At 64.7% G+C, this 12121-nt stretch carries 12 protein-coding genes and 1 pseudogene; 7 read left to right on the plus strand and 6 right to left on the minus strand.

Annotated elements, in window-relative coordinates; translation table 11 throughout:
- Positions 1-64: 64 nt before the first annotated feature.
- The 4 genes from QRO91_RS07005 to QRO91_RS07020 form a co-directional block, all read right to left on the minus strand.
- Positions 65-1555 (minus strand): ATP-dependent endonuclease, encoded by a 1491-nt coding sequence (locus QRO91_RS07005; RefSeq protein ID WP_285310350.1) that lies wholly within the window; start codon positions 1553-1555, stop codon positions 65-67.
- A gap of 1117 nt (positions 1556-2672) precedes the next feature.
- Positions 2673-3338 (minus strand): SOS response-associated peptidase, encoded by a 666-nt coding sequence (locus QRO91_RS07010; RefSeq protein WP_197602945.1) that lies wholly within the window; start codon positions 3336-3338, stop codon positions 2673-2675.
- A gap of 47 nt (positions 3339-3385) precedes the next feature.
- Positions 3386-3934 carry a hypothetical protein gene (locus QRO91_RS07015; protein WP_285310351.1) on the minus strand — a complete coding sequence of 183 codons (549 nt, stop codon included), beginning with the start codon at positions 3932-3934 and terminating at the stop codon, positions 3386-3388.
- 118 nt (positions 3935-4052) lie between these two features.
- Entirely contained in the window at positions 4053-5138 is a 1086-nt protein-coding gene (locus QRO91_RS07020; RefSeq protein ID WP_197602948.1) for a site-specific integrase, read from the minus strand.
- Positions 5139-5263: 125 nt separating this feature from the next.
- Between QRO91_RS07020 and dusA the strand changes: the two genes are divergently transcribed.
- The 4 genes from dusA to QRO91_RS07040 all read left to right on the plus strand — a co-directional run bounded on the left by dusA (position 5264) and on the right by QRO91_RS07040 (position 9054).
- Positions 5264-6259, plus strand: coding sequence for a tRNA dihydrouridine(20/20a) synthase DusA (dusA, locus tag QRO91_RS07025; protein ID WP_285310352.1), 996 nt, complete (start codon positions 5264-5266; stop codon positions 6257-6259).
- 213 nt (positions 6260-6472) lie between these two features.
- Positions 6473-6847, plus strand: coding sequence for a hypothetical protein (locus QRO91_RS07030; RefSeq protein ID WP_049431386.1), 375 nt, complete (start codon positions 6473-6475; stop codon positions 6845-6847).
- A 73-nt stretch (positions 6848-6920) separates the two neighbouring features.
- The gene (locus tag QRO91_RS07035; RefSeq protein WP_004136763.1) at positions 6921-7604 is read left to right on the plus strand and encodes a response regulator transcription factor; all 684 of its coding nucleotides are present in this window, start codon (positions 6921-6923) and stop codon (positions 7602-7604) included.
- Between the two features lie 25 nt (positions 7605-7629).
- On the plus strand, positions 7630-9054 hold the full coding sequence (locus QRO91_RS07040; protein ID WP_032953760.1) for a sensor histidine kinase: 1425 nt from the start codon (positions 7630-7632) through the stop codon (positions 9052-9054).
- Between the two features lie 36 nt (positions 9055-9090).
- On the opposite strand, the gene QRO91_RS07045 is transcribed toward QRO91_RS07040, so the two are convergent.
- Together QRO91_RS07045 and QRO91_RS07050 are read right to left on the minus strand one after the other, a co-directional pair.
- Positions 9091-9879 (minus strand): zinc-dependent peptidase, encoded by a 789-nt coding sequence (locus QRO91_RS07045; protein ID WP_180849127.1) that lies wholly within the window; start codon positions 9877-9879, stop codon positions 9091-9093.
- Positions 9846-10121, minus strand: coding sequence for a hypothetical protein (locus QRO91_RS07050; RefSeq protein WP_049431392.1), 276 nt, complete (start codon positions 10119-10121; stop codon positions 9846-9848). The genes QRO91_RS07045 and QRO91_RS07050 overlap by 34 nt, the downstream gene beginning before the upstream one ends.
- A gap of 144 nt (positions 10122-10265) precedes the next feature.
- On the opposite strand from QRO91_RS07050, the gene birA reads away from it, so the two are divergent.
- From birA to QRO91_RS22490, 3 genes and pseudogenes are all read left to right on the plus strand, one after another.
- Positions 10266-11234, plus strand: coding sequence for a bifunctional biotin--[acetyl-CoA-carboxylase] ligase/biotin operon repressor BirA (birA, locus tag QRO91_RS07055; protein ID WP_049431395.1), 969 nt, complete (start codon positions 10266-10268; stop codon positions 11232-11234).
- Positions 11231-11962: a type III pantothenate kinase gene (locus QRO91_RS07060; RefSeq protein ID WP_197619898.1), complete on the plus strand. Its 732-nt coding sequence runs from the start codon at positions 11231-11233 to the stop codon at positions 11960-11962. Before birA ends, QRO91_RS07060 begins: the two co-directional genes overlap by 4 nt.
- A 9-nt stretch (positions 11963-11971) precedes the next feature.
- Positions 11972-12121: pseudogene (locus tag QRO91_RS22490) on the plus strand (SPOR domain-containing protein); the annotation flags it as partial.

Here is a 12121-nt window from a genome sequence, read left to right on the forward strand (position 1 = left end):
GCTGCTGGCATCCCATGCGTCCCTCGGCTTGAGCTGCGGAAAGGTGCGCTGTCGCTGAGAGCGCCTACGCTGCAAGGAATGCCGCATCGATATCGCCGGCAAGTGCGCTTGCGGCAGCACTATTTGATCTGAGCCAACTTATCGTAAGTCGATCTGCGAGAGCATCGCGGGATAGGTCCATCTGATGGGCGAGGGAGGGGAATACCTTCTTCGCCCAGCTACTACCCGTATGCCCAATTCCTGCTACCCGCGCCTTCGAGAAACAAGTCGTGATGCCGTTCAAGTAATCTTCGGTAGCAGCAATGTTGTCGTCAGTTAGAAGCAGAGATTCCGGCGCCAGGTCTCCCGGCAGTGAGAACAGTCCAGAGGATGGCGAAGCGCCGATGTCTGGGTCTCTCACTCCAATTGCGCGCACCTTCATCTGCCGGAAACTCTGAACGAGGCGGTAGACGTCGTCGGTGTTTCCTACCGGGACAATCGCGCAGTTGTCCAGCAGCTGTTTGTTCTTCTGGCGCAGCAGTTCTCTCAAGAACGCCTGTGCAACTGCATCCTCGACCAAGATGAGATCTTGATTCGACTTCACCACGCCATTCAACTGGCGTGCTGCCGCAATGTACGGAGCGCGTGGTACAGCTGTGACAGCATCGTTCGCTTTAATCATCAGCAGTCGGCCATCAAGAGGTAACGTCTCGAAAAGCTCGCCTGAATGAGTAGAGACGATGATCTGATGCCCCTTGCGATGCGACAGGCTCATCAGGTACCAGGCCAACCCTCGCTGGGCGTCGGGATGTAGTGTGATTTCCGGCTCTTCCAGAAGAATTAGCGACCGGGCAGGAATGGCCTCCAATTGTCGAATCAGCGCGACAATCTTCTGCTCTCCGGCGCCCATGTGGTGTTCGCCGTACCGCTTGCCATTCCTTACCAGCTGAGGAAGGTTCTCGCTCCACTGATCGGAAGCCGGTCCGACAGTGTGAATTGAGCCAGCCGTGTATCCCGCATTGAGGATCGATGAGATTGCCTGCACGACCTCCTTTGGGAGGGAGGAGGTCGCCTTTACCTTGACCTGCGCACGATAAACATGGAGGCGGTCGCGGCGTTCGATGCGGGGAGCGAAAAGGCCGATACCAATAAACGCCACATTGCGTTTCGGATTGGTACGCGGATAGCCCCAGCGAGTGCGGGCCTTCTGATAAGGGATCTCGACTTGCGGAGAATCATCCCAGAACGTGAAGCTCACTGAGGACTTTTCGTCGAACGCCGGCGTCTCGTCACCGAGCGCGTTGCGCACCCAGTCTCCGATCTTGTAGACACGCCCGCCTGTTTCCTTCACGTAGGCGGCGGAACAGAGTTGCAGCAACGTTGTTTTTCCGCTGCCGTTGGTCCCGGCTATTGCCGTGACCGGCCAGGTGAACTCGATCTTCTCGGTCACACCGCGGACGTTGTTGATAGTCAGCGACTTCAAGACATTGCCGAAATGCCCGTTTCTGGCTTTCGGAATCGCCCAACGATCATTGATCCGAGAGATTACTTCCGCGATGTCTGATTGGGTTGCCATCTAGCATTCCTTGCGATTTGGTCGACCTACATGGTCATTGCGGGGCGAGATTGTACAGCGTCGGTCGCTCCGTACCATTTCGTCAGATTGCGTACGTAACCGTGGCTATGGCCCTCGCGAGCGCACTCGTCTCCCCGCCACGCCTGCGCGCTTCATAGGGTGCTTTTTCTGCACTGCCTGCAGCGCGGCCCAGCCCCGGCCCTGTATGGCGTTCTCCGGGCTTCGCTGGCACTGGTCCGCCCTGCGGTTCCCTGCGCGGTAGGGGGGGGCTGCGTGGCGCCCTGTGGCCTCCTATGTCCACCTTCGGGCGGAGTCAATTTTTCAGGTGACCACGGGAACGAGGTAACCAGGTAACACGCGTATCCAAAGCGCCTATAAGTGACTGATATAAAAGGAAAAGTGGCGGTTACCTTTCGAGGTGATATGAGGTAATTTCTTGATCCCTACAAAGTAATGTCATTGATTCATAAGGAAATTTTCTTCCGCCGATGTTACCTCTGAAGAAGGTAATGGGATTACTCAGAGGTTACCCTATTGTTACCTTGATAAATTCAATATAAATCATTGTTTTTAAAGGTGAATCGGTGATCTCTTTTAGGGTGGTTACCTTTATTACCTCTTTCCCGTGGTCACCTGAAAAATTGCACCTTATCGCGCGTAAAGGAGCCATCAGCATCCCCACCGCCGCACATGCGCACGCCTGCAGCCCGCTCCCTTGTCGCAGCCTTTGCGACGGTCAGCCGTATCCTCCCCGCCATGCCGCTGCCCCCCGACTTCTACTGGACAACGCGCTCTGCCAGCCTCCCCGACGATGCCCCCACGGTCATCGCCTGCAGCAGCGTGTGGGTGGCCGTACTGATGCAACGGGTGAACGACGGGATCTGGATCGCCAGTCTCGACCGGCACCGGCATGGCCCCGGCGGGCCGTTCCGCTGGTGTACCAGCTATGAGCAGGGTCGCTCCGGTGCCGAGATGTGGGTGGCCAGGCATGAGGCCCGCCTGCGAGAGGACGTGGCCAAGATCACCGCATACCGGGAGGCGGTGAGGGCGAACAGGTTGGCCGGAGCACACATCCCACCCCCATTTGGCTGGGAGTAGTGGGGACGCCGGCGTCGGTTTAGGCGACCGGCTGCAGGAGCTGCTCGGTGTTGTTGCGTGGGGTGTTCACCGCTCGGCTGACGCGATACGCCTCCATTGCGGGCACCTTGGACGCGAGGAGCATGGCCATCGCGTCGTCCGGCTCGGCCGTGAGCCACGCATCGAGCTGGCCAGGGTCGATCCAGACAGGCATCCGGTCGTGGATATCGGCCGACACGCCGCTACTGTCGCCGGTGATGATGGTGAAGGTGCCCAGGTTGTCGTCGGCCAGCAAAGGGCTTGCGTCCTCCCACAGTCCTGCAGCCCATAGGGGACCGTCGGCGTGGATGAACCATGGGTCTTTCTTCCCGTCCACGTCGCTGATCGACCACTCGTAGTAGCCGGCCATCGGGACCAGGCACCTACGCCTCTTGAAGGCGGCTCGGAAGGCGTTCTTGGTGGCCACCGTCTCGATCCGCGCATTGAAGGTAGATCCCTGCAGGCTCTTGGCCTTCGCCCAGGACGGCAGCAGGCCCCACGCGAGCCGGGACACCTGCCGGCCTGTTCCTCGATCGAGGACGACCGACGCCCGTTGTGTGGGCGCCAAGTTGTAGCTGGCGGGGATCTCGGCCAGCGCCGGCGCGAGGTCGACCAGCGATGGCAGACCGAAGTCGAGAACCGGGCGTTGGACGAAGCGGCCGCACATGGCGAAAGCTTATCTAGAACTTGTGCAGGCGGCGTCGACGGTTGGCCTCAGATCGAGGATTTGAAAAGCTTTCTTACAGCGTCCAGGTTCTGGTTGATAGCTGCCGATAGGTCGTGTCCGCGCTTGGTCACCGGGACCAGCGTTTCGGCTGCCGGCACCAACAACTGAAGCGCCTCAGCATCGAGCCGCCCGTTCTCGACACCTGTTGTAGTGCCAATGCACTCCACAAACGACCAGTGAACGGTACTGGTGACAGATAGCAGAACCGCCAGCGCGTCGCTGTGCTTCTTGCCGAAGATCGCGGAGACGCGGTCCCGCATCGCTTCCAATTCGGCGGAATAGGGCGCGAGTGAAAACACTTTGTGCCGAAGCTCATACGATACGGGGGTGAGTACCACGCCGCCGGCAACGCGTTCGTCCAGCTCAAAGTCGAAAGGTTTACTTCGAGCCTGTTCCAACGCGCGGGCGAGCCCCTCCACCGCAACCATGATTTTCTCGGCGACCTCGGCGTTACGCTTGAACCGAATTTCCTGCTGCCACTTGTTGACGCCCCATGCAGCAGCACTAGCGGCGAGCAACGCAGCCCAACCCTGCATCATGGCGCCCGTAGATGACCAATCGACGGGATATGCCGCCGTGGACAACGAGTATCCCGCAAGTCCTCCAGCAAGAAGGCAAGCCGCGCCTGTCAGAAGGGTAGCTCTGCTTGGTTCCCTACTCATGTTCGTCCCCCTCCTTTTGAACGACAACGCGATGCAGCGACTCCGGGCGCAGTTGCGTGTAGCGCTTCAGCTCATTCCAGGAACGATGCAATGTAACCGCAGCGACCTCGGGAATGTCATAGCCCTGCTCGAACAACCGCGATGTGGCTTCGTGACGCAGATCGTGGAAGCACAGGTCCAGTATCCCGAGTTTGCTGCAGGCGCGAGTAAAGGCCGTGCCGACAGACTTCGAGTTGAAGGGGAATATCCGGTCTTCACCGGCGATCCGCGGCTGGCGCTGGACTAATTCCCAGCACTCACCCAAGAGAGGGAATGTCCGGTGATTGCCGATCTTCGCGCGGGGGTGCTTCGCGTCCCTCAGCATCGCGGTGCGGTTTGCTGCGTCCAGGTCTGACCACTGCAATCGGGTGATTTCGCTTTCACGCTTCGCCGTGAGGATCGCGAAGGTGACGATATCACTCATGGGAATAGTGGCCCGCCATTCTGCGGCTGCGAAGTGGGCGTGCAGGCGCTGCAGCTCCTCGGCCGTCGGGCGGCGGTCACGCTGCTTGGACTTCCCGACCAACTTCAACAGTCGTAGAACGGGGCGGGCTTCGGCCACCGGGTCGCTTGCCAGCTTCACGCCCTTCATTGGCCCGGCCAGCTTCAGCAGCTCAGACAGGAACCCCAGCTCGACGTTCATGGTTGCAGCCGAACAAGGGGGGATAATGTGCCCCTTGGCGTTCATGTGGTTGCCCTGAACGCGACGGCGGGCGTGGTCGATCACATCGTTGGCCGTCAGGTGCCTGGCCACTACGCTGCCCAGCCCTTCACGGAGTCGGGTCAGGTTTCCGGTCTGGGTCGCGCCTGCAGCTTTCACCGAGGCCAGATCCTCGATCCGCCAGCTGATCAGCTGCTCGATGGTCAGGTTCTCTCCGGGGGTACCGCCTCTGGCCTCGTAGTCGGCGAGTTCGCGCTCGATGCGGTCGCCCCAGGTCTTGGCGGCAGTCTTGGTGGGGAAGGTCTTGCTCTGCGTGGGATGACCTTTTCGACGCACAATGGCGCGCCAGCGGCCGTTGCGCGGTTGCAGCGTTGCCATCGGTGTACCAGCTCCCGGTGTACCACGTTCCTGTTGGTACGCGGATGGTACAGATGAATGGGAATCAGCGGGAAAAAATAGGAAAAATCGGGTGCTTCTGTGTACCCATCTACGGTGGTAAGTGCATGAAAATGTTGAAAACTGAAGAAATTCGCCTGTCCGTTGCCCCGATGATGGACTGGACCGATCGCCATTGCCGCGTGTTCCATCGCGTGCTGGCGCCGGGCGCACGCCTGTACACGGAAATGGTGCACGCCAACGCGGTCATCCACGGCGATCGCGAGCGCCTGCTCGGCTTCGATGCCAGCGAACAGCCGCTGGCGCTGCAGCTGGGCGGCAGCGATCCGGCCTTGCTGGCGCAGGCTGCGCGCATCGCCGCCGAGTGGGGTTACGACGAGGTCAACCTCAACTGCGGCTGCCCATCCGACCGCGTGCAGGCCGGGCGTTTTGGCGCCTGCCTGATGCGTGAGCCGGTGCTGGTGGCCGAGTGCGTGGCGGCCATGGTCGACGCGGTCGACATCCCGGTGACGGTGAAGTGCCGCCTGGGCGTGGACGAGGACAACGACTACGACGTGTTCGCCGCCTTCGTCGACCGCCAGGTCGCCGCCGGTGCCAGCATGGTGGTGGTGCATGCGCGCAATGCCTGGCTCAAGGGCCTGTCGCCGAAGGAGAACCGCGAGGTTCCGCCGCTGAAGTACGACTGGGCCTACCGCCTCAAGCAGGAGCGCCCGGCACTGCCGGTGGTGATCAACGGCGGCCTGGCCAGCATCGAGGCGGTGCAGGCGCAGGCCGCGCACGTCGACGGCGTGATGCTGGGCCGCGCGGCTTACCACGACCCTTACCTGCTGCATCAGCTGGAGGCGCTGCACACCGGCGCCCCGCTGCAGGCCCGTGGCGATCTGCTGCGCGCGCTGCGCCCCTATGTGGAAGCACGGTTGGGCGAAGGCCTGGCGCTGAAGCACATCACCCGCCACCTGCTCGGCCTGTTCCACGGCCAACCCGGTGGCCGCGCGTTCCGCCAGGTGCTGAGCGAGGGCGCACACCGCCCTGGCGCCGATTGGACCCTGGTCGAGCAGGCGCTGGCCGTCACCGAACGCGACGCGGATCGTGCCGCGGCGTGAGCGCGGTCACACTCCTGGCTTGACAAGGGGCGCCGATTCGTCCCGAATGTTCACTTAGCTGAACAACGCAGGGGCGGGGCCGGAAAAGTTCAGACCGGATTCACTGCCCCAAACCAAGAATTTGCAAAGGAATTGTAAAGCGCCGGGTCCCGAACCCGGCTCCCGGATTTACGACTTTTGAACGAATCGCCGAGCTCGGCTAGGATCGCATCGATGTCTTCCGCTCCCTTCCATCGCCGCATTGCCTTCGCCACCTGCGTGGTGCTGTCGGCTGTGCCGCTGTCTTCGGCGCTGGCGCAGCAGCCGCCGCGCGGCGACCAGGGGCGGGCGGAGATGATGGAGCGGGGCGAGCGTGGCAACCGTGGCGACGAGCGTTCGCTGTCCGATGCCGTGCGCCGCGTGCAGCGCACCACCGGCGGCCACATCCTCGGCGCCGAGCGCGTGCCGTTCGATGGTCGTGACATCAACCGGGTGAAGTACATGGACGACCGGGGCCGTGTCCGCTACATGGACGACCCCGCCCCGTCGCGTTCACAGCCGCGCACGCCGCGGTCGGATATGTCATCACTACGCGGCGATAACCCCTGAACAGGGATAGTTGTCGCTATCAACCCGTACCCCACAGGCCTCCGGGCCACACCCAGGACACTAGGGAGAGTTCATGCGTATCCTTCTGGTCGAAGACGAAGCCCCGCTGCGTGAGACCCTGGCAGCCCGGCTCAAGCGCGAAGGCTTTGCCGTCGATGCTGCGCAGGACGGCGAGGAAGGCCTCTACATGGGGCGCGAAGTTCCGTTCGATGTCGGCATCATCGACCTCGGCCTGCCCAAGATGTCGGGCATGGAGCTGATCAAGGCCCTGCGTGACGAAGGCAAGAAGTTTCCGGTGCTGATCCTGACCGCGCGTTCGAGCTGGCAGGACAAGGTCGAGGGCCTGAAGCAGGGCGCCGACGATTACCTGGTCAAGCCGTTCCACGTCGAAGAGCTGCTGGCCCGCGTCAACGCGCTGCTGCGCCGCGCAGCCGGCTGGAGCAAGCCAACCCTGGAATGCGGCCCGGTCGCCCTGGACCTGGCAGCGCAGACAGTCAGCGTGGCCGGCAGCAATGTCGACCTCACCAGCTACGAGTACAAGGTGCTGGAGTACCTGATGATGCATGCCGGTGAACTGGTCTCCAAGGCCGACCTCACCGAACACATCTACCAGCAGGACTTCGACCGCGACTCGAACGTGCTGGAAGTGTTCATCGGCCGCCTGCGCAAGAAGCTGGACCCGGATGGCGAACTGAAGCCGATCGAGACCGTGCGCGGTCGCGGCTACCGTTTCGCGATCCCGCGCAACGAGGGCTGAGCCGGCTCCGCCTGGCGAGACCATGATGTCCGGCCGTCTGTGGTTCTTCCGACGCTGGCGGCCGCGCTCCCTGCAGGCGCGCCAGATGCTTGCCGCGTCCGTGGGCCTGGTCGCGTTCCTGGCGCTGGCCGGTTACGCGCTTGACGCCGCCTTTGCCGATACGGCCAAGGCGAACCTGCGCGAGCGCCTGAAGAACTACGCCACCGCCTACGCGGCCGGCATCGACTTCACCCGCGACCGCTCGCTGTACATCCGCGAGCAGCCGCCGGACTCGCGCTTCGACGTTCCCGGCAGCGGCCTGTACCTGCAGGTGGTGATGCCGCACGGCAAGGGCAATTCGATGTCCGCCGAAGGCCCGATGCTGCCCACCGTCGGCGGCGGCCTGCTGGCGCCGCGCCAGGAAGTGTTCGAAGGCCCGCTGCCGATGATCCAGATCGACGGCAGCCAAGGCTCGGTGTACCGCTATGGCCTGGGCCTGGTGTGGGACGCCGACGCCGACCCGGCCACCGAATTCCCGTACACCATCTACGTGATGGAAGACTCGCGCGCACTGGGCGCGCAGCTGCGGGTGTTCCGTGGCCGTGTCTGGTTCTACCTGGGCGGCATCGGCCTGATCCTGCTGCTGCTGCAGACCGTCATCCTGCAGTGGAGCCTGCGCCCGCTGCGGCGGGTGATCACCGAGCTGACCAAGGTGCAGCGCGGCGAGACCGAGCGCATGAGCGAGCGCCACCCGCGCGAGCTGGAGCCGCTGACCGACAGCATCAACGCCTTCATTGAAAGCGAGCGCGAGAACCTCGAGCGCCAGCGCAACACCCTGGCCGACCTCGCGCATAGCCTGAAGACCCCCATTGCGGTGCTGCGCACGCAGATGGACAGCGGTGCCGGCGATGGCGCGCTGCGCGAGGAACTGGACGTGCAGCTGCAGCGCATGAACAACCTGGTTTCGTACCAGCTGGCACGTGCTGCGTCATCGGGCCACAAGCTGTTCTCCGCACCGCTGCCGATCGAGTCCAACGCCGAGGAAATCGTGCGTGGCCTGGAAAAGGTCTACGCCTCCAAGGGCGTGCTGTGCGAGTTCGACATCGACCCTGCCGCGCGCTTCCACGGCGAACCGGGTGACCTGCAGGAACTGCTTGGCAACCTGCTGGAGAACGCCTTCAAGTGGGCCAACCGCCGCGTGTTGCTGACCGCGCAACCGCTGCCCGCCCCGAACGCGCGCCGCGCCGGCCTGCTGCTGGCCGTGGACGACGATGGCCCGGGCATTGCCCCGGACGACATCGGCAAGGTGCTGCAGCGTGGCGTGCGTGGCGACGAGCGCGTGCAGGGCCACGGCATCGGCCTGTCGATCGTGCAGGACCTGATCAAGGATTACCGCGGCGAACTGGCCGTAGGCCGTTCCAGCGAACTGGGTGGGGCCCGTTTCGAAGTGCGTCTGCCGCCGGGGCCGTGATCCACGTCGCCGGGCCATGCCCGGCGGACCCGTGAATCACCCCACCATCTTCGGCGGCTCGCCATACAACCGCCGCAGCTGCTCCGCCACCTCCGGCAACGCCTGCTGCAGCACATCCGGCGCCGAGAAGTGGTACTCGCTGGCCACCGCGAAGAACTCCTCCGGTGCCTCGGCCGCGTACGGGTCGATCAGCGTTTCCTCACCCGCGTCCACCTGCGCACAGAACGCATCGTAGGCGCGCTGGAAAATGCCCGCCCATTCGCGCTGCCATTCGCGCGGCAGCGGTGGCGTGCCGTCCATCGCGCCATCCAGCGCATCCAGCTTGTGCACCATCTCGTGCACCGCCACGCAGTAGCCCTCGTGCGGCGCGGCCAGCTCGGCCTGCACGTCGGCCCAGGACAGGATCAACGGGCCGCTGTCCCACGACTCGCCGATCAGCTCGTCATCCCATTCGTGCAGCACGCCGGCCGCATCCATGTGGCTGCGGTGCACGCGGAACGCATCGGGGTAGACCACCAGCTGCGACCAGCCTTCCAGCCCCACTTCGCCGAATTCCAGCAGCGGCAGGCAGCACAGTGCGGCCAGCAGCACGCCATCGCCGGCGTGCAGCTGCAGATCGCCGATCGGGGTAATGGTCTTCTCGTGCAGGAAGCGGGTGGCCAGCACGCGCAGGCGTGCGCGGCGTTCGTCGTCCAGGCCGTGCAGCCAGGCCGCGCGGCGGCAGGCCTCATCCCACAGTGCATCGTCGATCGGCCGCGGCGCAGGCCGCAGCCACTGCAGCAACGACTTGATCAGCGGAACATTCCCGGCAGGTAGCTGTGCCACTTCGGCGCACGGATACGCTGCAGCACGTCGTCGTCGCTGCCACCGCCGCCAGTGCTGGTGTTGGCTGCCGGGCGAACGGATGCGGGCTTTGCCGCCGCCGAGGCCGTTGGGGTCGGTGCACGCTGCGAGGCGGGATCACCGTTGGAAGACACGCAGGCCCCGCGGCTGTCGTCCAGCGCTGCCGTCGCAGACGCCGCGAAGGGCATCGTCAGCAGGATCAGGCAATGGGCATAACGGCGCATTGACGACATCCACGTTAAGGGAAGGTGAGTTCCCGATTCTAGCCCGAACCCGGCGCCCCGTTGGAAGCCCTCGCGGAACCCAGCGTGGCGGGCGTCGTTGGCGGCTTTCCCGCATAATTCCTTCCTGACTTCGTGGAAGCTGCCGTGGACGACCGCCAATTGCTGGCCAAACTCGCTGCCGGTCGCCTCTCCGGCGACGCCCTGGCCCGTGAGCTGGGCCAGACCCGGGCGGCCATTTGGAAGCGTATTCAAGGACTTAGAGCCGCCGGTGTAGACATCGAGGGCCGTGCTGGCGAGGGCTATGGCCTGACCCGGCCGGTCGATCTGCTGGACCCGGCCACGATCCGCGCCGGCCTCCCCGCCGACGCGCAGGCCCTGCTGCATGACCTGCAGGTGGCCTGGACAGTGGACTCGACCAACGCCGAATTGCTGCGTTGCAGCGCGCCCCAGCGCGGGGTGAGCGTTCTGCTGGCCGAACGCCAGACCGGCGGCCGGGGTCGCCGCGGCCGCACCTGGGCCTCGCCACTGGCAGCGCACGTCTATCTGTCGGTGCTGCGCCTGTACTCCGGTGGCCTTGGCCGCCTGGCCGGGCTGAGCCTGGTGGCCGGCATCGCCGTGGCCGAAGCGCTGCACGACCTGGGCTACACCCAGGCACAGCTGAAGTGGCCGAATGACCTGATCGTTGATGGCCGTCGCAAGCTGGTCGGCCTGCTGGCCGAGGGCGGTGGCGAATACGCCGGCCCGGCGCGGGCGGTGATCGGCATCGGCATCAACACGCACATGCCGCCGTCGTTTGCCGAGCAGATCACCCAGCCATGGGTGGATCTGGACACGTTGGCCGGCAAGCCGGTGGATCGCAACGTCGTGGTCGCCGCCGTACTCGCGCGCCTGCTGCCGGCACTGGAAGAATTCGACCGCGAAGGGCTGGCGCCCTTCCTGCCACGCTACGCCGCCTTCGACATGCTGGCCGGCCGCGAAGTACGGGTGGAGCTGGATGGGCAGTGGCAGCACGGCACCGCACTCGGCCTGGCCGATGACGGCGCACTGCGCGTGCGCATCGATGGCCAGGAGCGCCTGCTGCACGCCGGCGAAGTCAGCGTGAGGGCGGCATGAGCGATTGGTTGTTCGACCTCGGCAACTCGCGCTTCAAGTTCGCGCCGTTGCAGGGTGACCGTGCCGGCGACGTGCAGGCCTGGGCGCATGGCGCCGAAGGCATGGCCGGGCAGCCGCCGCACAGCCTGCCCAGTGGCAGCACCGCGTTCGTCGCCAGCGTGGCCGCGCCGTCGCTGACCAGCGCCATGCTGGACCAGCTGCAGCGCCGCTTCGCGCACGTGCACGTGGTGCGTACCAGCGCCGAATGCGCTGGCGTGCGCATTGCCTATGCCAAGCCGGAAAAGTTCGGTGTCGATCGCTTCCTGGCCCTGCTGGCTGCGGCCAAGGCGCAGCGCCCGGTGCTGGTGGTGGGCGTGGGCACCGCACTGACGATTGATCTGCTCGACGCCGACGCCCAGCACCACGGTGGCCGCATTTCCGCATCGCCCACCACCATGCGCGAAGCACTGCATGCCCGCGCGGTGCAGCTGCCGGCCACGGGCGGTGATTACAGCGAATTCGCCAACGACACCGCCGACGCGCTGGCCTCCGGCTGCGATGGTGCGGCCGTGGCGCTGATCGAACGCAGCGCACAGCAGGCGGACGCGCTGCTGGGCGTGGCACCGTCGCTGCTGGTGCACGGCGGCGGCGCACCGGCGCTGATGCCGCTGCTGCCCGGCGCCGACTACCACCCGTCGCTGGTGCTGGATGGCCTCGCCCGCTGGGCGGTGCACCAGCCCGCAGGCTAGTATCCGCGCATGCTGACCCGTGCCCTGATCGTCGTACTGGCCATCCTCAATCTTGGCGTCGCCTGCTGGTGGCTGCTGCGCGATGCGCCGCAGAAGCCTGCGCCGCCGCCGCAAGCGCCCGGCGTGGCCGAGCTGCGCTGGGTGCCCGGTGGCGTGGAT

The organism is Stenotrophomonas maltophilia group sp. Smal32, assembly GCF_030237085.1.
GTDB classification, from domain to species: domain Bacteria; phylum Pseudomonadota; class Gammaproteobacteria; order Xanthomonadales; family Xanthomonadaceae; genus Stenotrophomonas; species Stenotrophomonas maltophilia_Q.

Excerpts from the sequence above, each read along its gene's own strand:
- QRO91_RS07010 (WP_197602945.1), bottom strand. The coding sequence starts at position 3,338 with ATGTGCGGCCGCTTCGTCCAACGCCCGGTTCTCGACTTCGGTCTGCCA.
- QRO91_RS07030 (WP_049431386.1), top strand. The coding sequence starts at position 6,473 with ATGTCTTCCGCTCCCTTCCATCGCCGCATTGCCTTCGCCACCTGCGTG.
- QRO91_RS07050 (WP_049431392.1), bottom strand. The coding sequence starts at position 10,121 with ATGCGCCGTTATGCCCATTGCCTGATCCTGCTGACGATGCCCTTCGCG.
- QRO91_RS07005 (WP_285310350.1), bottom strand. The coding sequence starts at position 1,555 with ATGGCAACCCAATCAGACATCGCGGAAGTAATCTCTCGGATCAATGAT.
- dusA (WP_285310352.1), top strand. The coding sequence starts at position 5,264 with ATGAAAATGTTGAAAACTGAAGAAATTCGCCTGTCCGTTGCCCCGATG.
- QRO91_RS07035 (WP_004136763.1), top strand. The coding sequence starts at position 6,921 with ATGCGTATCCTTCTGGTCGAAGACGAAGCCCCGCTGCGTGAGACCCTG.
- QRO91_RS07040 (WP_032953760.1), top strand. The coding sequence starts at position 7,630 with ATGTCCGGCCGTCTGTGGTTCTTCCGACGCTGGCGGCCGCGCTCCCTG.
- QRO91_RS07060 (WP_197619898.1), top strand. The coding sequence starts at position 11,231 with ATGAGCGATTGGTTGTTCGACCTCGGCAACTCGCGCTTCAAGTTCGCG.
- QRO91_RS07020 (WP_197602948.1), bottom strand. The coding sequence starts at position 5,138 with ATGGCAACGCTGCAACCGCGCAACGGCCGCTGGCGCGCCATTGTGCGT.
- QRO91_RS07015 (WP_285310351.1), bottom strand. The coding sequence starts at position 3,934 with ATGCAGGGTTGGGCTGCGTTGCTCGCCGCTAGTGCTGCTGCATGGGGC.